The following is a 21,658-nucleotide window of genomic DNA, read 5'->3' as shown; positions in this document are numbered from 1 at the left end:
ATCACCGGTGCCCGGCCACGGCCGGGCCGAGCACGCCCGCAGGACCCGGCCACGGGTCGAGACCCGCAGGCAGCAGGGCCCCGGCGAGGGGTTCCGCGTGTGCGGTGAGGCGTTCGCAGATCCCGTTGAGGCGGGCGGGGATCGCCCGCACCTGCCGGACAGTAAGCGCCTCCGTGCTCAGATACCAGCCGGAATGGCGCCACGCCTCGCGGAGACCGAAAAACGCGCACAGCAGTTCCAGCGCCGTACGCCCCGGCTCGGCCAGCGTCCGTGCGTCCGCCAGCAGGCACTCGACAGCCAGCCGGGTTCCGTGCGCCTCGACCAGCTCGCGGGCCAGCCAGCTGCGGTTGTCCCAGGCCTGGAACGGCCCCTGCGCGCGGCGCGCGGCCGTGTCCAGCTCGCCGGACAGCATGGCGTGCAGCGAGCGTTCCCGTGCCGCCACCAGCTCCCGCACCACCTGCGGCTCCCCCACCGCTCGCCGGTTCAGCTGCACCATCCCTGGCGATGGCGGCCGGTAGGCGGTTCCGGCCGCCATCGCCCGTGCCGCTTCCAGCACGATCAGGTAGCTGTCCCCCGCTGCCGGCCCGAGCATATGGCCGAGACCCTGGTACGCGGCGAACCCGCTGCTGCCGAACATCCCGTGTGCGCCGCAGCGTTGCCCGCATTCGGCCGCTACCCGTTCGGCCTCCCAGCCGGCCATCGCCTTGACCAGCCCGATCGTCCGGTTGAACCCTGGCCCTCGGGTCCAGGCCGGATCCGGTACCTGCGCCGAAGCCACCAGCGTGCGCTTGACCTGGTTGATCAGGCTGGTCATCGCGTACGCGGTCGCGAGGCAGCCGTACAGCGGCCGCTGCTGGCTCCGATAACGCAGGACCGGGCCCTCGGGCGCGGCGCGCGACAACGTGTTCCGTCCGGCCGAGAACCGGATGGCGAGCGCGGCACTGGCGCGGATCGCCGCACCCAGTGCGGCCGCGGAGGCCACCCAGGCCCGGTGCCGTACGTCCAGCGAACGTGCCAGCCGCTCGTCCCCGTGGCCGAGCGGATCCCGGAACGTCCCATCCGCCGACAGCCGCGCGGAGTCGTGCAGCAGGCCCCGGGCCGGCACCCGCACCCCATCGAAGGTGATGGTCGCGTAGTCCAGCGGCAGGTACGGTGCCTCCGGCAACGGCGTGATCTCGATGCCGGGACGTGGACCGTCGGCGTCCCGGATCGGCAGTACGAACGGAAACACCCCGTGATCGGCTCCCCCGGCCCGCAACCGGGCGTACACCACGCCCAGCTTCGGCACCCCGGCAAGCCCGACGTTCGGCATGAACTTGGCATCGTCCCTGGTCGGCGTGGTCAGCACGAACCCGCCGGTCGCCGGGTCGTACCGGGCCTCGGTGCGGATACCGATGTGGCTGTTGCCCCGGCCTGCTTCGGTGACGAGGAGCGAACCGAAAGAGTCCATCGAGTCGAGCCTGCCGATATGGTCCCCGAGATCGTCCCGGCCGGAACCGAACTCCTGGATGGCGCCGAGGCTCAGACACGTGTGCAAGGTCATCCCGAGAAACACCGGCGGGCTGGTGACCGCGCACCATTCGAGGACGGTGAACAGCTGAGCCGGCCTGGCCAGCAAGGTGCTGGCCGGTGGAAGCCGGTCCCCGAGCCAGCGCATCCGCCGGTAGGTCAGCAGGCACTGCTGCTCGTAGGTCAGCCCTTCGGCCGGGGCGAACGGCCCGCCAGCGCACGCCTCGCCCAGGTCGGCGGGCAGCGCCTCAGCGGGATCGCCATGGACCAGCGCGCCGAGCGCGGTACGCAGGTCGTCGTTCATCGCACCGACCTCCCGGGCTCGGTGGCGGCGAGGGACAGGTCCGGACGGCCGGACCAGCGCAGCCCCCGCAGCCGCGCCAGCACCCTGCCGTCCGGCGCCACCGCCGCGATATCGCCCTGCCGCGCCCGCAGCAGGATCTCCGGACCATGCACATCCAGCAGGGCCACGTCGTTGTGCGTGGTGCCCAGTTCCACCGAATCCAACCCCACCGGAACCGCCGGTTCCTGCCCTTCGGCCCGTTGCTCGATCAGGGCGCCCAGCTGGACCATCGCGTCCACCAGCAGCACCGGAAGCCGGAACGCGGCGAACCGCTCCGCCCACTGTCCCAGTTCCGGGGCGAATCTGGCGGTGGCCGTGGCCGACCGGTCGTCCACATCGGTGAGCGAGCGGAAGGGCCCGGACAGCATCAGGGAGTCCCCGGTCCCGTAGTGCCGCGGCCGCCGACCGGACCCGCCCAGTGACACGAACACGGTCTCCCCGGCTTCGCCGGTCGCGGGCAGCGGCCCGGGCTCCACCACGAGCCGGGCGTGCATGCGGTCCTTGCGCAGCACCCGCCCGTCCGGTGCGAGGGTGTCACTGAGCACCCGTACCTCCACCGATTCGCCCGCGCGCTCGGCCGTCACCCGGTAGGTCGGGGTGCGCCCTGGCAGTGCGGTCACCGGAGCGTGCAAGGTCAGGTCCCGGAACCGGAGAACGGCGCCCGGCCCGCTCGCCGCCGCCACCGCGGCGGCGAGCTCGAGCACGAAGGCACCGGGAAGGGTGGGCACCCCGCGCAGGAGGTGCTGCCGCAGATAGCCGTCGATGGTGCCGTCCGGCTGCCACAGCATCCCGGTGTCCGGCCCGCCACGGAACGGGAACGGGCCGCGGCGCAGGCTCGACAGCCAGTTCCGCTCGGTTCTGCCGAGCTGGGTGACCAACGGGTCCGGCAGCCCCGCAGCCAGCTCTTCCAGGAAGAGTCCTACACCGTCCTGATCAGACAGTCCGGTCAGGATGTTCTGGCCGCGCAACAGGTCCCGGGTAACCGGCTCGCTGGCGAAACCGGCCTCGTCCCACAGCGCCCATGCCAGCGTCGTCTCGTGCCCTGCACCGAAGCGCGACTGCCACGGTGCGGCGAGCCCAAGCAGATCGTTGCCCGAGCAGTAGTCGGCCTCGCCCGGCCAGCCGAGAACGGCGAGCAGGGAACCGAAGTTGACCCAGCGGTGCGGTCGTCGTCCGGCGAAGGCGCCGACAAGGTTCAGGTAGCCGAGCAGCTTCGTGTCCCGCACCGTACGCGCCTGCTCCAGCGAGGTGGCCCGGACGCTGCCACCGCGGTGCACACCGGCGGCGTTGAGCAGCAGGTCGACCCGTGGGTGCGCGGCATGTACCCGGTCGATGGCCGCCCGCACGGACTCCGGATCGGTCAGGTCGCAGGTCACATGGTGCACCCATCCCTCGCCGGTGTGCTCGGCGATCCTGCGGATCGTGCGCGCGCTCTCCGCGGCGGCGCGCAGGCGGTCGTACTCGGCGTTCAGCTCCGCCACACCATGCTCCGGGCGGGCCGACCGCTGGCGGGCGAGGAAGGTGGCGCGGTCCGGCAGATCCTGAGCGGCGGGTGCGGACCTGCCGAGCAGGTACACCGTCGGCCTGCAGCGGGCCGCGAGCCCGACCAGCAGTTCCGCGGTCAGCCCCCGGGTGCCGCCTGCCGCTACCACCACCGCACCGGGAGGCAGCGGCTCCGCGGCGGGCCCGGACGGGCATTCCGCGGTGTCCAGGGTGTAGGCGAGCCGGTGTTCGCCATCCCGGACCACCACCGCAGGCTCGTGGTCCCGGCCCGACTCGACGGCCCACTGGTCGAGTCCGCTCCGCGGGTCGCCGGTATCGGTCAGCAGGGCCAGGCTCAGCGCCTCCGGCAACTCCCTGGCCAGGCTCTTGACCATGCCGGTGAACGGACCCGCTGCGGGATGCGGCACGCCATCGCGTACCGCGTCCAGCAGCACCACGCCGAGCGAGTCGCCGGTGCCAGCGATCCACCGTTGCGCCGCGAGGTGAAGCAGGTCGTGCAGGCCACGCAACCGGCCGACCATGCCCAGCGCATCGGCCGGCCCGCCGCGCGCGCCGAGATCGGCCAGCAACCGGATGTGCTCGATCCGGAACGGCTCCGACGGCAGCGAGCGCGCCAGCACGGCTTCCTCCCGCGCGGCATCCGCGGGCGCGATGACCGGCACCACCTCCGGCGGCAGTTCCCAGCCATCCAGCAGGGACGCATCCGGCACCAGCAGCACGGTGTTCGGCGGCAGTGCCGGGCGGGGTGCCCGCACCAGCCGCGGCCGCGCGGGGGCCAGCCGGGGCACGCTACGCAGGACGGGACGCCCGGTGGCCGCGGGCGTGGTCTCCCCGCCCGCGGGCACATCGACCTCGAGCGACGGCCCCCACTCCCGCACGCTGCCGAGGCGGCCCGGCCCCTGGGCACCGGTGAGCCGGGCCAGCAGCGCCACCATGCCGTCGGCGGCCAGGTAGGTGCGGCCCGACCCGCGCAGCGGCGCCATCGCGCGCGGCCGGGTACCGGGCTCGATGTCGGTCAGCGAGGTCCGCACCCGCGCCAGCACCGGCAGCCCCTCGGCCCGTGCGGTGGACTCCCTGGCCAGGATGACGACGAAGGCGCCCTCGGCGAGCTGGTCCTGCTCGCCCGAGCCGGCCAGCACCTCGGTGAGCTCCGCGGTGCTGTTCCCGTTGACCCCGGCGACCACGGCCAGGTCCAGATCACCGTGGCGCAGGTAGCGTTCCGCCGTCCGGACGGCATCCAGGCTGGCGTCGGGTCCGGTGTCGACGGTGAGGTTGAGGCCACGGAAGTCCCACAGGGAGGCCAGGCGCGCCGGGATGATGTTCGGCATGATGCCGGGAAACGCGTCCTCGGTGCTCGGCGGCACCAGCGCGCGGACCCGCTCCGTGAGCTGCGGGTCCAGCCCGCCATCCAGCACGCTTTCCACATCGCCGAGGTAGCAGCGCAGGGCGTAGTGCACGGCGCGCCTGGTCGGACCCATATGCCCGGTGATCACGCCGGTCGCCTCCCGCATCCGGCAGGCAACGGCACGTACCTCCTCCGGCAGCGCGGCCGCGGCCCTGAGCAGCATGATCTGCGCGCGGTCCATATTGCGCAGTGTCGCCGGGGGCAACCGGACCTCGGTGAAGTCCGGAATCGGGTAGTCCTCCCCGAACGACCGCTCCGGTGCCGGACCGGTCCCGCGTAGCCAGCTCACCAGGTCCGGCCGTCCCGGCGTGTCCGCCGACCAGCCGACGACGACGATGTCGTCGGGCAGGCACTCCGGAGCGGGTCGCAGGTCGTCGGCCGGCCCGGAACCGAGCACCAGATGCGCGTTGGTCCCGCCGAAGCCGAAGGAGGACACGGCTGCGCGCCGGGTGCGAGCCGCGGGCAGCCGGGCGGCCTCGGTCGGAGCGGTGAACCGGGTGCCGTCCAGTGCCGGGATCGGCCGCTTCAGGTAGCGCTGGGCCGGTACTTCGCCGCGGGCGAGTCCCTGCAGGGCCTGCACCACCGACACCATGCCCGCGGTCCACCCGGTGTGCCCGACGATCGCCTTGTTGGAGGAGAGCAACGCGGGCGGACCGCTGCCCGCGGCCTTGTCCAGGCTCGCCACCTCCGTGCTGTCCCCGGCCTGGGTGCCGGTCGCATGCGCCACCACCCACCGCACGGAGGAGGGATCGAGCCCTTCCGCCGCGTAGGCTCGCCGCACCGCCAGCTGCTGCCCACGCTCGTTCGGCGCGTAGATGGCCTTTCCCCTGCCATCGCAGGACAGACCCACACCGTCGATGACACCGAGGACGCGATCGCCGTCCGCGCGGGCCCGGTCGAGCCGTTTCAGCAGCACCACGCCCGCTCCGTCCGAGAACAGCACCCCGGCCGCTTCCCGGTCGAACGGGCGCACCTCACCGGTCTTGGAAAGGCCGTGCAGCTTCGAGAACAGAACAAGGTTGCGGGCGCTGTAGGCGAAGGCGCCACCGCAGACCGCCACCTCGCAGGTCCCCTCCCGCAGCGCCTTCATGCCGAGGTCGATCGCGTACAGCGAGGACGAGCACGCGGTGTCCACCATGACCAGTTCGGTGCGGTCCGGCAGCAGGCCCGCGATGGCGTTGCGCCCCACCCGGTGCGGCAGGAACTCCCCTGGCGGGGCGGGCAGCCTGGCGTACCTGCGAGCCAGCCGGTTTCCGGGGTCCTGGCCCAGCAACCGGGAGAAGCCGGAGAACACGAGGTACTCCTCCAGCTCCTGGCTGCCGTCTGCGGTGTAGCCGAAGGTCGCGATACATCGGTCCGCAGCGCGCAGGCTCACCCCTTCCCGTGCGGTATGCAGGCAGTGCCGCAACCACACGGTGGTCGACTCGGTGCTGGGCAGCGCGCCGCGCTCCAGTTCCGCGCGCAGGGCGGGGTGCGGAACGAAATCCGTGATGAATCCGGACCGCCGGGTGTAGGTCCGGTCCTCGGCATCCGGATCGGTGGAGTGGAAGGCGTCGATGTCGAACCGGGTGGGCTCGACGAACCGGTGCTCGGATCCGGAGAGCACCTGCCACAGCTCCTCGGGCGTGCTGGCGCCAGGGGCGAGCACGCCCGCGCCGACGACCGCGATCTCGTCGCCGGAACCCTCCGGGCCCGCCTCGCCGGTCCTGGCGGGCCGCCGCGGGGACAGCGCCATGGAGCCGAGGGACAACCCGCCGTCCGCCACGACGGTCTGGCCGGTGATCCAGGAAGCACGTGGGGAGGCCAGGAAGGTCACCACCTCGGCCAGTTCCTCCTCCCGCCCCAGGCGGTTGCCCAGCGGGGTCGCGGCGCGGACCTGGTCGGCCAGCAGGCCCGCGTCCGGGAACATCCCGGCCACGGCGCCGTCGATGAGGCCGCCGGAGGCGGTGTTGACCCGGATGCCGTCCGCGGCGAACTCCACGGCGAGGTAGCGGGTCAGCGACTCCACCGCCGCCTTCGCCGTGCCGATCGTGGCATAGTCGCTGATCACCAGTGTGCTGCCGATCGAGGACAGGTTCACGATCGCGCCGCCACCACGGCCGGCCATCAGCGCCGCGGCCCGCCGGGCGCACCACAGGCTGCCCCGGAGGTTGGTGTCCAGCGCACGCTGCCAGTGCGACTCGTCCAGCTCGTCCAGTGGCAGCAGGGCGCCGGAAGCGGCGTTGTTGACCAGTACGTCCACCCCGGCATGGCGCTCGGTCACCGTGTCGAACATGGTGTCCACCTGGGACTTGTTCGCCACGGACGCGCGGATCAGCTCCGCGGAGTGACCCGCTTCGGTGAGCTCGGCCAGCAACGCAGGGGCATCCTCGGTGGCGTGGAAGTAGTTGATGACGACATGGGCGCCGCGTTCGGCGAACGCCCTGCTGATCACCCGGCCGAGGCCGCGGGCGCCGCCGGTGACCACGACTACCTGACCCGCGAAGATACCGTCTTGGTGACTCACGATACGGCCTCCCGCCTTCCGGACCTTTCGGCTACGTAGTCGGCGATGTGGCCGAGGGTGGGCAGCTCCCATACCCGCACCCGGTCCCGCTCACCGGTCATCCCGAACCGGTCGACCACCCGGGACAGCAGGGAGGTCTGTTTCAGCGAGTCGACCCCGAGCTCGGCCTCCAGCATCGCGTCCGCGGTGAGTACGTCGGTCGGGTACTCCAGTGCCTCCGCGTACATCTGGCGCAGTTCGGCGAGCACCGTCTCTCTCGGCGGGTGGCCGTTGGCCCGGGCCTGCTCGGGCGGCTCGGGCGAGACCGTGTCGGCCTGCCTGACCGGTTCGGCCGGCTCGGGTCCGGCGGCGGGTGCGACCACGGTGGCCGCGCCGTCGGCAGGCCGGGGGTCGCGGGGCCTTGGCACCTGCGGGGAACGCTCCGGGGCCACTCCTGCCGCCGCGTGCAACCCGGCCAGCTCCCGGTCGGGGTCGACCAGCGGTGCCGCCACCTCGACCCCGGGTACGGTCAGCTCGACGCACCGGGTGAGTGCGTTCAGTGCCCCGGCCTCGACGAACCGCGTGTAGCCCCGGGCGTGCAGGTCACGCGCGGCTCGCACGAAGTCCACCGGCAGCACGAGGCATTCGGCGAGCTCCTGCTTGAGGTCGTCCTCGTCGGTGTAGTGCCGGTGGTGAATCGGCGAGTACACCGGGAGCCGCAGCTGCCGCTGGCGCACGCCGTCCATCAGCTCGCGGAACACCGGCACGGCGGGCCGCATCGCGGGATGGTGCGAGGCATAGGGCAGCTGCAGGCGTGCGTAGGGAAGCTCCAGCGCCCCGGCCACCCGCTCGGCCCGGTCGATCGCGGGCACCGGACCGCTGAGCACGCTCTGCCGGGGGGCGTTGTGGCAGCCGACCACCAGCCCGGGTTCGTCCAGCAGCCCGGCCAGGTGCCGTGCGGCGGCCTCGTGCGTGCCGATGGCCGCCATCATGCCCCTGCCCTCCCAGTCCCGCAGGGCAGCGCAGCGGGCGCAGACCAGCTGGGCGCCGTCCGCGAGGTCGAAGGCACCCGCGGCGACCAGCGCGGCCATCTCACCGAAGCTGTGCCCCAGCAGCAGATCGGGCTCGCCGCCGAGCCGAAGGAGAACCTCGTGGGTCGCCACCGACACCCCGAAGATGGCGAGCTGGAGGACTTCCGCCGGCTGCTCCAGCAGCTCGCCGAGGGAGGGCGCGTGGGCACCGAAGAGTGCACCGGACACCTCGGGCAGGCCGCGGGCCACGGCCACATCGTCGAGCACGCGGAAGGTGGCGGTCACCTCGGGATGGTCGGCGCGCGCTTGCCGCAGCGCACCGGTGGAGTAGGCCCCGAGTCCCGGGAAGAGGTGGACGGTTCGCGCAGGCATATGTGGTTCGTCCTTCCGTACCGATCTGCGGTGTTCCGGACAAGGAGGTCAGACGGCGACCCGGCCCAGCGCCGTCAGCTGGAGCATGGCCGGACCGCCCACGTAGCAGGTGGTGCCGCCGTCGGCGGTCAGGCAGGCGCCGGTCACCAACCGCGATGCGTCGCTGGCCAGGAAGATCGCCGGGCCGACGACGTCATCGGGCTCTCCAAACCGGCTGGCCGGAACGGCACTGAGCAGGCCGGCCGCTGCCTCAGGATTGCCGAGAAATGCCTCGGTCAGCTCGGTACGGACCCAGCCGGGCGTCAGGGCGTTCACCCGTACCCCCGACTGCGCCCACTCCGCCGCGAGGGTCTGGGTGAGCGACAGGATGCCCGCCTTGGCGACGGCATAGGGCGCCAGCATCGGCACCCCGCCGAGACCTGCTATCGAGGACAGGTTGACCACCGAGCCGCTGCCGCGCTTGACGAGATGCCTGCCGACCGCGCGGCAGACCCGGACGACGGATTCGAGGTTGATCCGCAGCACGGCGCTCCAGTCCTGCTGCTCCAGGTCCAGCACCGGACCCGCCCAGTCGAACCCGCCCGCGTTGTTCACCACCACGTCGAGCTGGCCGAACTCGGATATCGCCGTGGCGATCGCGTCGTCGACCTGCCCGCCGTCACCGACATCGCAGGTCAGGACGAGGGCGCGTCGCCCGTACCCCTCGATCTCGTCGGCGACCTCCTCCAGCGCGGTGGTACTCCGGGCGAGAAGAGCGACATCCGCGCCGGCTTGGGCGTAGCCGATCGCGATCGCCCGCCCGATCCCGCGGGAGGCGCCCGTCACCAGGCTGCCTTTGCCATCGAGCGAGAACTGGCCCGCAGGCCGCCTGTCCCCGCGCTCGCTTGTGCTCGTCATAGGACCAGCCTCGCCGAGGCCGCGGCGGCCGCCCCAACTTCCGTAGCGGTGGGTTTTGCGTACCGGAGTTGGCTGGCGGAAATCAACGAATGTGGTAACCACAGTGGCCTGGCTCCGGAAAGCCCGGAGCGGATCCGTATAGGTCGTTATACGACGAACGGCGGGCCTCGGCAGCGGCGCGCCGCGATCAGGAGCGTGGCGTCACCGCGGCCCGGTCCCGGCCGGGCAGCCTGGTCGCGCCGATGGCGGCGACCAGGCAGAAACCCAGCACCCACCAGAAGGTGTCGGCGAAGGCCTGCGCGGCCGGTGCCGCCTCGGTGCCCCTGGCGGTGAGCCTCGCCTGCAGGATCACCGCGAGCGTCGCGGTGCCGACCGAGCCGCCGACGGTGTTCAGCAGGTTCAGCGCGCTGGATGCGCGCGGGAGGTGCTCCTGCTCCATCCTGCTGTAGACGATGTTCATCACCGGCGCGCTGACCATCGCGATGCCGAGGCCGCGCACCAGCAGCGAGCCTGCGATCAGGCCGTCCGCGGGGGTGCTCGCCAGCTGGGTGAACGGGAAGGTGCCGAACGCGATGAGCCCGATGCCGAGCACCACCAGGGTGCGCGCGGCAACGCGGTCGATGGTCCGGTTCACCAGCAACGACCCGAGCGCGGCGCCCACCCCCTGCGGGGCGAGCAGCAGGCCCGCCTCCCATGCGGACAGGCCACGGCCCGCCTGCAGGTACAGCGGCAGCAGAAAGGTGGCGCCGAAGACCGAGGCGCCCAGCACGGCCAGTGCCAGTGCGGCAGCACCGAACGGTGGCCGGGTGAACAACCGCGGGTCGATCAACGGCCTGCGGCTGGTGCGCAGGCCGTGCAGCACGAAGCCGAACAGCATGCCCAGGCCCGCGCCCACCGCAACCCAGGCCACCACCCGCGGCGCCGCCTGCCCCTGCCCGAGTTCGGTGAGGCCGAACACCAGCACGGCGAGCCCGGGCGACAGCAGCGCGGCCCCGCGGACGTCGAAGGGGGCGCCTGCCGCCGAGGGCGGGTGCGCGGGTACGAACCGGCGGGCGAGCAGCACCGCGACCAGCCCGATCGGCAGGTTGACGTAGAACAGCCACGGCCAGTCCGCCACCCCGAGGATCGAGCCGCCGATCAGCGGCCCGAGTACCGGGGAGAGCATCGGGACCACCGCGACCACGCTGATCAGCCTGCCGATCCGCCGGGGGCCCGCGGTGCGGGCGAGCAGGGCCTGCCCCGTCGGCGGGAGCACCCCGCCGCCGAGGCCCTGCAGCACCCGGAACACCACCAGGCTGAGCACCGACCAGGCGAGCGCGCAGAGCACCGAGCCGGCGAGGAACACCAGCACGGCACCGATCCAGGTACGGCGGCTGCCGAAGCGGTCGGCGAGCCACCCCGAGGTGGGCACCGTGGTGACCACCGCCAGCAGGTAGGCCGTACTGACCCACTGGATCTCGGTGACCGAGGCGTCGAACTCGGTGACCAGGGTGTCGATGCCGACCGTGACGATGGTGGCGTCCAGGGTCGCCATGAACGTGCCGAGCACCAGGATGAACGCGGCCCGCAGCAGCGGCGCGTCGATCCGCTCGGCCCCGCCGGCGGCCACCCCTCCCCCGCTACTCATCGGCGAGCCGGGCGAGCACATCGGCCGGATCCCGCTCGAGGGCTCCCTGCTGCCGGAACTCCCGCAGCACCGCCAGCAGGTCCGCGCCCAGCCCGCGGACCTCCTCCGCGTCGAACATGCCCGCGCGGTACCCGAGGACGCCGATCCAGCCCTCGCCCTCCGGCATCACCGTCAGGGTCAGCGGGTGGTGGGTGGCCTCCCGGAACCGGGTCGCCGTGATCCGCAGGCCCGGTGCGGGCTCCCGGATCCGCTCGGGGTCCACCGGGTAGTTCTCGAACACCACCAGGCTGTCGAACAGCCTGGTGTGCCCGGTCAGCCGTTCCAGCTCGACCAGCCCGACATGGTGATGCTCGGCCATCGCCTGCTGCCGGGCCTGCAACTCGGCCAGGGTGCCCGCGATCGTGCCGCCGAACCGGGCCCGTACCGGCACGGTGTTGGCCAGCAGGCCGATCATCTCCTCCACCCCGTTGATCTCGGGCGGGCGGCAGGCGACCATGGCGCCGAAGCAGACGTCCCACCGCCCGGACCGCGCGGCGAGCACCGCCGCCCACGCCCCCTGCACCAGGGTGTTGGGGGTCAGCTGTCGCTCGGCCGCGACCCTGGTCAGCCCGGCGACCAGCGCGCGGTCGAACTCCAGCAGCACCGGTGCGGGATGCACGGCCGAACCACCGCCCGCGCGGTCCCCGGTCAGGTAGTCGCCTTCGGGCAGGCCGTCCAGTTCGGTGCGCCAAGCTGCCAGGTCGGCCTCGTGGTCGCGTTCCGCCAGCCACCGCAGGTACGCCGAGTACGACCTCGGCGTAGGCAGCCGGTGCGGGATGCCCTGTGTTCGCCAGGTGTACAACCCGAACAGCTCGGTCAGCATGCGCGGCGCGGACCAGCCGTCGGAGAGCGCATGATGGCTGGTGAGCACGAGCTCGAACCGCTCGGCGGCGCGACGGATCACGGTCAGCCGCAGCAGCGGCCCTGCCGCGAGGTCGAACGACTCGGCCCTGTCCTCGGTCAGGATCCGGTCCACCCGCAGGTCGGCCTCGGCGGTGTCCAGATCGGACACGTCCAGCACCCGGCAGTCCGGGCGCAGCCGCCGCGGGATCACCTGGACCTCCTGCCCGGCAGGGAACACCGCGCCCAGGTTCGGGTGCCGCCCCAGCAGGTCCGCCCCGGCGGCGTGCAGTGCCTCCACCTCCAGCGGACCGGAGATCGAGAAGGTCGACTGCACCGTGTACGGGTCGGGGGACTCCGCCCTGGAATGCCGCAGCATCAGCCGCTGCAGCGGGCCCAGCGACAGGATGTCGTCGACCGGCTGGTCCAGCTCGAACAGCTCGATGGTGTCCTGGTCCACTGTGCACAGCCGGACGTCCGATGGGGTGAGCCCGGCGCGGTCGAGCAGTTCGGGCTCACCGGCCAGCCGCGCCAGTGCCTGTCGGAAATGCTCGGCGAACTCGCCGACCTCCTCCGCGGTGAACAACGCGGAGGGCCAGGTGAACCGGATGCCAAGCGACTCGTCGTCGGCCAGCGCATTGATCATCAGGCTGTGCGGCAGCGGCAGGTCCGGGTTGGCCCCGGAGCCGAGTGGTTCCGCATCCGGCGGGCGCCGCCATACGATCTCCTCGCTCGCCCGCTCCGGGAACCGGCCAAGGTAGTTCCAGCTGACCTCCGGGTGTACCTCTGGCAGCAGCCCCGCGGTGGTGAGAATGCCGTAGCCGAGGCTGTCGCCAGCGGCGTGCAGGTGTTCCTTGATCGCCTTCACCGTCTCCGGCAGGCCGCGGGCCAGTTCGAGCCGGGCGGGGTGGATCGCGGTGAACCAGCCGACGGTCTCGCTCAGGTTGACCGGTCCGCTGTGGTCGGCCGTGCCCATCGGGCGGCCGTGGCTCTCCAGGGCCACCAGCAGTTCGGTCGTCCCCCGCCAGCTGTGCATGGCCTGGACCAGGGCGGTGAGCAGCACCGGGTCCGGAGAGGTGCGGTAGGCCTGCGGCAACGTGGTGAGCAGGGTCCGGGTCTGCTCGGCGTCGAGCCGGATCTCGTGCTGCCGGGCGGTGGCCACCGTGTCCCTGGCCGGATCCAGTGCGCGCCCGGCGACCGGCGGGGTGGCCGTCATCCGTTGCCAGTACGGCAGTTCGGGGCGCCGGGTGTCGCCTGCCGCGCGCAGCTGCCGTGCCCAGCCGAGGAAGGACTCACCGAGGGCGGGGCCCATCCGTTCGAAGTACGCCAGGTTCTCCTGCAGGATGCGCCAGGACACCCCGTCCACCACGAGGTGGTGGGCGATCAGCACCAGCCTGCCGAGCCTGCCCCGCCCGGCATCCACCCAGACGGCACGCAGCAACGGACCGGCCCACGGGTCCATCCGTTCCCGCACCTCGGCGATCTTGGCGTCCACCACGGCACGCAGGTCATCGGACTCCCCTGCCCGCACCTGGATCAGCAGGTCCGCCCCGGTGACCGTGCCTTCCGGCGGGATGCGCAGCACCGGTTCGGTTCCGGTTCCGGTCCGGATCAGATGTGCCCGCAGCACCGGATGTTGCCGCAGCAGCGCGTCCAATGTGGCCCGCCACAGCAACGGGTCGCCGCCCGCGGGCACGCAGACCTCGAGCCACTGGCAGAACCCGGTGGCCGAGGACCCGCCCGCCGCGCACCGGCGCAGCAGGTCCCGCATGACCGGGGTCAGCGGCGCGTCCCCGACCGCGGGCGCCGCGAAGGTCGGCACCTCCTGCTCGGGGGTCTCCGCGCGGGCCGCGATCCCGGCCACGGTGCGCCCCTCGAACACGTCCCGCGCGGTCAGCGTGAGCCCCTTGCGCCGGGCCCTGGAAACCACCTGCAGTGAGACGATACTGTCCCCGCCGAGCTCGAAGAATGCGTCGTCGAGCTGGACCTGCTCACTGCCAAGCACCGCACGGAACACCTCCAGCAGCGCGGCCTCGGCCGGGTTGGCCGGCGGCCGGGCCGGGGTCGCCGGCCCGGACTCCGGCACCGGCAGCGCGGCCCGGTCCAGCTTGCCGCTCGGGCTGAGCGGCAGCCGGTCCAGGGTGACCAGCGCGGTGGGCACCATGTGGTCGGGCAGTTCCGCGGCGAGGTACCCGCGGATCTCCGCGGGGTCCGGATCGGCATCGTCGGTGGGGATGAGGTACCCGACGAGGCGGCGGTCCCCTGGCTGGTCCTCGCGCACGATCACGGCGCAGGCCCGCACCTGCGGGTGCTGGGTCAGCACGGTCTCGATCTCGGCGAGCTCGATCCGGAAACCCCGGATCTTCACCTGATGGTCGGCCCGGCCGAGGAAGACCAGCTGCCCGTCGGGCCGCCAGTGCACCAGGTCCCCGGTGCGGTACATCCGGTCGCCGGGTTCGCCGTACGGGTCGGCGGGAAAGGCCGTCGCGGTCAGGCCCGGGCGGCCGACGTAGCCGCGGGCCAGGCCCGGCCCTGCCAGGTACAGCTCCCCCGGCACACCGACACCGACCGGCAGCAGCCCGCCGTCCAGCACGTAGGCCCGGATGTTCGGGTCGGGCCTTCCGATGGGCAGCGGGCCGGGGTCCGCCGGGTCGTAACGCCAGGTCACCGAGTTGATCGTGACCTCGGTGGGGCCGTAGGCGTTGAACAGCGCCACCCGGCCATCGCCCCAGCGCCGGGCCAGCTCCGGGTCGAGCCGTTCGGCGCCGACCACGAAGAAGATCTCCGGGTCCACGACCGCGTCGTCCGGCATGGCCGCGAGGAAGGACGGCAGCAGGTTGACCCCGGTCACCCGGTGCTCGGTGATGTAGTCGAGCAGTTCCTCGCCGGGTACCCGCACCTCCTCCGGGGCGATCACGGAGGTACCTCCGGACAGCAGGGGCAGCATGAACTGCCAGAAGGCCACGTCGAAGCTGGTGGAGGCGAAGTGCAGGTACCGGACGTGCTCGGTGACCCCGACGACCTCCTCCTGCAGCGAGATCAGGTCGGGCACCCCGCGGTGCGGTACCGCCACGCCCTTCGGCCGCCCGGTGGTGCCGGAGGTGTAGATGACGTAGGCGAGCGCGTCCGCGGTGAGGCCCTGCCGCGCCCATGCGGGGTCGGTGTCCCATGTGGACGGCTGGTCGGGCGCGCCGAGGGTGTCCGGAAGGTCCAGCCGCAGCACCGGGGTTTCCGGTGCGGCGGGCGGCCGCTCGCCGGTGGTGACCGCCGCGGCCGGGGCGATGTCCGCCAGCATGTAAGCGAGCCGGTCGGCCGGGTAGCTCGCGTCCATCGGCACGTACACCGCCCCGGCCTTGAGCACGCCGAACAGGGCGACCACCATCTCGATATCGCGCCCGAGCAGGACGGCCACCGGGTCCTGGGCCCGCACGCCGCGTTCCAGCAGCGCGTGCGCGAGCCGGTTGGACAGCCGGTCCAGCTCGGCGTAGCTGAGGCTGCGGTCACGGCACACCACGGCCTCCGCGGCCGGCTTGCGGCGCACCCAGCCGGCGAAGGTGTCCAGGCAGCCCTGCCGGGGCCGGGCCGGAAGGACCTCGGTGCCGGCGCGCAGCAGCCGGTGCTGTTCGGCTGGCTCCAGCATCGGCAGCCGTGCCACCGGCCGCCCTGGGTCGGCGACGATCTCCCGCAGCAGGTTGTGCAGCCAGCGGCCGTAGCCGCGGATGGTGGCCTCGTCGAAGGCCCGCGGCTGGTAGCCGAGGCCGATCACGATCTCGTCCTCGGGGATCACGATGACAGTGAGCGGGTAGTGGGTGGCGTCGGTGATGTGCACCCCGGCCAGCTCCAGGCCAGGGGCGAGCGGGGTCCGCTGCCTGCTGGACAGCGGGAAGTTCTCCATCACCAGCATGGTGTCGAACAACTCGCCTGCTCCGGCGAGGCGCTGGATGTCCGGCAGTCCGATGTGGTGGTGCTCGGCCAGCGCGACGTTGTCCGCGTGCACCCTGGCGAGCAGGGCCTCGGCGCTGCCCGCGGGATCGTGCCGGATGCGCACCGGGATGGTGTTGCCGAGCTGGCCGATCATCGACTCCACGCCGTGCACCTCTGCGGGCCTGCCGGAGACCGGGCAGCCGAAGATCACGTCCCGGCGCCCGGTGAGCCTGCCGAGCAGCAGGCCCCATGCGGTCTGCAACACGGCGGTGAGGGTGACGCCCTGCTCGCGGGCGAAGGCACGCAGTCGCTCGCTGAACTTCGCGCCCAGCGGGATCGAGACCCGGCCGGGCCGCTCCACCGTGCTACCGGCGGCGGCCGGAGCCAGCCGGGTGCCCTCGTCCACTCCGGACAGTGCGTCCCGCCAGGCCCGCAGCGATGCCTCCCGGTCGCGGGTGGCCAGCCACCGGAAGTACTCCGGCAGCTCGGCCACGGGCGGCACCGCGGGGCCGCCGCCGAGTTCGGCGTAGATCGCCAGCAGCCTGCGGCCGACCAGGGGCATCGACCACCCGTCCAGCAGGGCATGGTGGTTGGTGATGGCCAGCCGGTGCTCGGCCGGGCCGAGGGTGCACAGCAGGAAGCGGATCAGCGGCGGCTCACCAGGGTCGAAGGGACGCTCCAGTTCGGCACGGGCATGCTCGGCGAACTCCCCGGCCCGGCCGGAAAGGTCCAGCCGCCGCCAGTCCAGCTCGACCTCGGCGGGAATGACCTGGACGATCTCGCCGCCGGCCGTGGTGGCGAGGTACATCCGCAGCGAAGGATGCCGCCGCAGCAGTTCCGCCGCCGCGGCGGCCAGCCGCGCGGGGTCCAGTTCCCCGGCCAGCTCGGTGACCGCCTGCACCACGTAGACATCGGTGTCCTCGGTGTCGCGTACCAGGGTGTGGAAGGACAGCCCGGCCTGCAGCGCGGTGGCCGGCAGCACCTCGGCGAGGCGGTGCCGCCGCTCCAGGGTGGTGATGGTGTCCTGGTCGATCTCGACCAGCGGTAGGTCGGAGGGGGTCAGGCCGCCGCCGTCCGGCCCGATCCGCTCGGCATGGGTCGCCAGCAGGTCCAGCGCCTGCTGCCAGGCCCGCTGCAGGCAGGCCACGGCGTCGCGGTCCAGCACCTCACCCGCCGCGGTCCACTCCACCGCGAGCCGGGGTGCTTCTTCCTCATGCACGAAGCAGTTCAGCGCCAGCACCTGCTCCAGTGCCTTGCCGTCCGGTTCGAGCACGGCGAAGGCGTCGCGTTCCGGCAGCCGCCAGCCGGTTCCTGGCAGCGGGGCGAACCGGCCGAGGTAGTTCAGCAGCACGTCGGGTGGCGGGATGCCGGCCAGGCGTGGCCGGGTCTCCGGGTCGAGATGGCGCAGCACGCCATAACCGGTGCCGCCGTCCGGGACGCCCCGCTTGGCCTCCTTGGCCGCGCGCAGCAGCAGGTCGGGGAAGTCGCCCTGCCCGGAGCCGGTCGCGGGCACCCGCACCGGGTACTCGGCGGTGAACCAGCCGATGGTGCGGGAAAGGTCGAGGTGCTCCCGCCCGTGGCCCTCCATGGTGACGCTCACCGGTTCCTCGTGGGGTACGCCCCATTTCCGCAGCGCCAGCACCAGCGCGGCCAGCAGCACCTCGTCCACCCCGGCGCGGTAGGCCGATGGCAGCGTGCCGAGCACCGCCTCGGTGGCCGCGGGGGAGGCGATCGTGGTGGAGCGGTGTGCGGTGGCCACGGTGTCCCGGCTCTGGTCCAGTGGCCGCGCGCCGAGGCGGGTGCCGTCCAGCGCGCCGAGCCAGTGGTCCAGCTCCGGCCTGCGGGCACCGGTCTCGCCCTGCTCGGCGAGCAGCAGCGCATGCCGTCGCCAGGAGGCCGTCGGCGGGGCGAGGTCCCCGGCCCCCGCGGTGCAGGCGGTGTGCAGGTCGGGCAGCAGGATGCGCCAGGAGACCCCGTCGATCACCAGGTGGTGCGCGACCACCACCAGCCGGTCCGGCTCGCCCTGCGGGGTGCGCAGCAGGGCCACCCGGAGCAGCTCACCCGCGCCGGGATCGAGGGAGGCGGCCAGCTGTCCGGCCAGTTCCGCCTCCTCGCCGGTGTGCACCTCCCGCACCACCGCGGCGGCGGACACCGCGCCGGGCGGGCGGACGACCAGCTCGGTGCCGGTGGCCCGCAGCCGCAGCGCGTCGTGCCGGTCCAGCACCACACGCACCCCCTCGACCAGGTCGGGAAGGCCGAGGGGTTCCTCGATCCGGAGTGCGGTCCACTGCGCGTACCCGGCCACGGCCGCCGGGTCCGGATGCGGGTCGAGCAGGGCGCGCACGATCGGTGGGGCGGGAACGGGCCCGGTCGGCTCGTCCGGCGGTGCGGCGGGCTCCGCCGCAAGCTGTCTGCTCGCCGTGGCCAGCGCGGCGAGGCTGCGGCGGGCCAGCAGATCCCGCGGGCGCAGTTCCAGCCCGCTCGCGCGCAGCCTGCTGCTCACCGTGATGGCGGTGATGCTGTCCCCGCCAAGGGCGAAGAAGTCCTCGTCCACGCCGACCTGCTCCAGGCCGAACACCTCGGCGACGGCGGCACACAGCAGCCGCTCCCGTTCGGTGCTCGCGGCCCGGCCGCCGCCGGTGGCGGGTGGTGCGGGCAGGGCGGCGCGATCCAGCTTGCCGTTGCTGGTGACCGGCAGTTCGTCCAGCAACACCACGGCCGCGGGTACCAGATGGTCCGGTACCCGCTCGGCGAGCGTGGCACGCACCGAGTCGGCGGTCAGCTCGGTCCCGGAGCTCGTGGGCACCACGTAGCCGACCAGCCGGGTGCGGTCGCCGTCGGTGCGGACCACGGCGGCGGCCGCGCTCACGCAGGGCACCGCGCCCAGCGCGGCCTCGACCTCCCCGGTCTCCACCCGGTGGCCGCGGATCTTGACCTGCCCGTCGGCGCGCCCCAGGTACTCCAGGCCGCGGCCGGGCACCCAGCGGGCCAGGTCGCCGGTCCGGTACGCCCGCCCACCCGTCGCCCGGCCACCGCCCCCCATCGAGGCGCTTCGCGCCGCGGTATCCTCGGGGCTCCCCCACGGGTCCGCGACGAACCGGTCCGCGGTGATCCCCGGCTGGTTCGCGTAGCCGCGGGCCAGATGCGGCCCGGCAAGGTACAACTCGCCGCGGCTGCCGTGCGGCACCGGCCGCAGGGCGTTGTCCAGCAGGTAGATCCGGGTTCCCGCCAGCGGGTGCCCGATGGCCGGCTCGCCGCCTTCGATCCTGGCGGTGGCGCTGTCCACCGTGGCCTCGGTGGGGCCGTACATGTTGCGGGCCGGGATGCCCGTTTCGGTGACCCGGCGCCACAGGGTTTCCGGGGTGGCCTCGCCGCCGAGGAGCAGCAGCGCGGGCCGGTGCCCGTGCTCGGCGGTGAGCAGGCCCGCATCGAGCAGCGGGGCGGCCATCGAGGGGGTGGTGTCCACGACGTCGATCCGGTCCCGCCGGTACGCGGCGAGCAGGGCCTCGGCGTCCCGGGTGGTTTCGGTGTCGTAGAGGTGGAGTTCGTGCCCGCACAGCAACCAGACCAGCTGGTCGAGGGAGGAGTCGAAGGCGAAGGAGTAGGTGTGCGCGGCGCGCAGCCGCCGCCCCGCCTCCCGCTGCGCCTGCGCCACCACGGTGGCCCGCTGGTGGTGCAGCAGCCCGGCCAGCCCGCCGGACCGGCCGAGCACACCCTTGGGCCGCCCGGTGGAACCGGAGGTGTAGATCAGGTAGGCCGGGTGCTCGGGGTGCCGCGGCGCGGCGAGCTCCGCTGGCGAGAGCGGCCCGCCGGGCAGCACGGCCAGTTCCGCCACGGTGTCCTTGGCGTCCAGGCGGAGCACCTTCGCCTCGCCGGGATCGATCTCCGGGGATTCCGCGGTAGCCAGCAGGAGCGCGGGGCGGGCGTCGGCGACCAGCTCGCGCAGCCGCTCGGCCGGGTGCTCGGTGTCCAGCGGCAGGTAGGCCGCGCCCGCGTCCAGTACGGCGAGCAGCGCGACGACCAGCTCGGCCGAGCGGGGCAGGGCGAGCGCCACCACGTCCTCGGGGCCGATCCCGCGTGCGCGCAGCGCCCTGGCAAGGCGGTGCACCCGTTCGGCGAGCTCACCGGTGGCCAGTCGCAGCTCACCGTGCACCAGCGCGGTCCGCTCCGGTGCGGTCGCGGCCAGCTCGGCGAGCACCGTCGGCACGTCCCTTGGCGAGCCGGGCAGCGCGGGCACGGTCCAGTCGGCCAGCAGCCCGGCACGCTCGGCGGGCTCCAGCAGCTCGACCTGACCGACCGCCGGGGCCTCGGGGGCGGTCAGGCCGGTGAGCAGGGTGCGCAGCACGGCCAGCCTGCGGTCCACCCCGGCCTGGTCGTTGCCCCTGGCGTCGACCTCGAAGCCGAGCAGCAGGCCGCCGTCCGGGGTCGGCAGCACGCTCAGCCCCATGTCCTCCGGCGGGCCGCCCGCGACGTTGCGCATCACGCCGGTTGCGCCTGCGAAGTCGATCGAGAGGTCGAAGGCCTTGAGGTTGACGCCCCGCCCGTGCAGCAGCGCACCCGCGCCGGGTACGGCCAGGTCCTGCGGCAGGTTCTCGCCGCGGTAGCGCTGGTGGGCGCGCATTTCCCGGATGGCGTCCGCGACCCGCCTGCTCAACTCGTCCAGCCGGTCTCCGCCGCGGACGGTGACCCGTAGCGGCAGCACGTTCACCGCCATGGCCGGGGTGCGCAGCTCGGTCGAGCCGGTGCGGCACATCAGCGGGAGGGCGAAGACGATGTCGGTCTCGCCCTGCAGCCGGTGCAGGAAGGCGGCGTAGCAGGCGATCAGCGCCTCGCCCCAGGTGGTGCCGGCGTCCTCGGCCGCCGCGCGCAGCCGGGCGACCTCCTCCGGCGGGAGCTCGGCGCGGGCGGTCAGGGTGTGCTGCGGTGGGCCGGTCATCGGGGCCTGGCGGTCCCCCAGCTCGGGCAGCGGGGTGAGCCGGTCGCGCCAGTACGCGCGGTCGGCCTCGAACTGCTCGCTGGCCAGATAGGCCCGGTCGGCCTCGACCAGGTCGGCGAACCTGCCGAAGGTCGAGCGCGGCGCCTCGGTGCCCCGCACCAGCGCGGTGTAGTGGGCGGCGGTGCGGCGGGCCAGCATCGCGGCTGTGTAGCCGTCGAAGATCAGATGGTGCCCGAGCTGGGTGTACCAGACCGTGCCCTCGGAAAGGCGGAGAATCGTCTGCGAGTACAGCCTGCGGTCCACCATCCCGCGGCAGGCCTCCGCGGCGCGGTACCGCTCGGCCTCCACCAGTTCCTGCGCGGCCGCCGCCGGGTCGGCCTCGGCCCGCAGGTCGACCACCTCGGGCAACGCCACGGGCTCGGCGGAGACGACCTGGCGCGGCCCGTCCGGGGTCTCGAACACCCGCAGCCGCAGGCTCTCCGCCTCCTGCGTGGTAGCCCGGATCGCCTCGGCCAGCAGCTCGACGTCGACCGGCTGCTCCCCCGATATCTCCAGCACGTCCCCGACCAGGTAGTCCCGCGAGTCCGGTTCCAGCCGCTGCGCGTTCCAGATGCCGAGCTGGGCACTGGTCAGTTCGAGCAGTTCCTCGGCCGGTGCCTCGGCGGGCCTGCGGGACTGGACGTGGGCAGTGCTCAACTCACGCTCCTCGACTCATCGGAGTACTCGGCCTTCGATCCCCAGAGAGGA

Annotated in this window: 6 protein-coding genes; all 6 read right to left on the bottom strand. The window is 73.2% G+C overall.

Annotated features, from left to right (window positions below):
- Position 1: 1 nt before the first annotated feature.
- A complete protein-coding gene (locus KOI47_RS16000) occupies positions 2 to 1,813 on the bottom strand; it encodes an acyl-CoA dehydrogenase family protein (protein ID WP_216216735.1) in 1,812 nt (603 codons plus the stop codon).
- Positions 1,810 to 7,266: an SDR family oxidoreductase gene (locus KOI47_RS15995; RefSeq protein ID WP_216216734.1), complete on the bottom strand. Its 5,457-nt coding sequence runs from the start codon at positions 7,264 to 7,266 to the stop codon at positions 1,810 to 1,812. Before KOI47_RS15995 ends, KOI47_RS16000 begins: the two co-directional genes overlap by 4 nt.
- On the bottom strand, positions 7,263 to 8,648 hold the full coding sequence (locus KOI47_RS15990; RefSeq protein ID WP_216216733.1) for an acyltransferase domain-containing protein: 1,386 nt from the start codon (positions 8,646 to 8,648) through the stop codon (positions 7,263 to 7,265). Before KOI47_RS15990 ends, KOI47_RS15995 begins: the two co-directional genes overlap by 4 nt.
- A gap of 48 nt (positions 8,649 to 8,696) precedes the next feature.
- Entirely contained in the window at positions 8,697 to 9,545 is an 849-nt protein-coding gene (locus KOI47_RS15985; RefSeq protein ID WP_216216732.1) for an SDR family NAD(P)-dependent oxidoreductase, read from the bottom strand.
- A 187-nt stretch (positions 9,546 to 9,732) separates the two neighbouring features.
- Positions 9,733 to 11,172 carry a DHA2 family efflux MFS transporter permease subunit gene (locus KOI47_RS15980; protein ID WP_216216731.1) on the bottom strand — a complete coding sequence of 480 codons (1,440 nt, stop codon included), beginning with the start codon at positions 11,170 to 11,172 and terminating at the stop codon, positions 9,733 to 9,735.
- On the bottom strand, positions 11,165 to 21,607 hold the full coding sequence (locus tag KOI47_RS15975) for a non-ribosomal peptide synthetase (protein WP_232376772.1): 10,443 nt from the start codon (positions 21,605 to 21,607) through the stop codon (positions 11,165 to 11,167). Before KOI47_RS15975 ends, KOI47_RS15980 begins: the two co-directional genes overlap by 8 nt.
- Between the last annotated feature and the right edge of the window lie 51 nt (positions 21,608 to 21,658).

This window comes from Amycolatopsis aidingensis (genome assembly GCF_018885265.1).
In the GTDB taxonomy this organism is placed as follows: domain Bacteria; phylum Actinomycetota; class Actinomycetes; order Mycobacteriales; family Pseudonocardiaceae; genus Amycolatopsis; species Amycolatopsis aidingensis.
The sequence above is the reverse complement of the archived record's forward strand: the minus strand, read 5'-3'. Positions and strand labels throughout refer to the sequence as shown.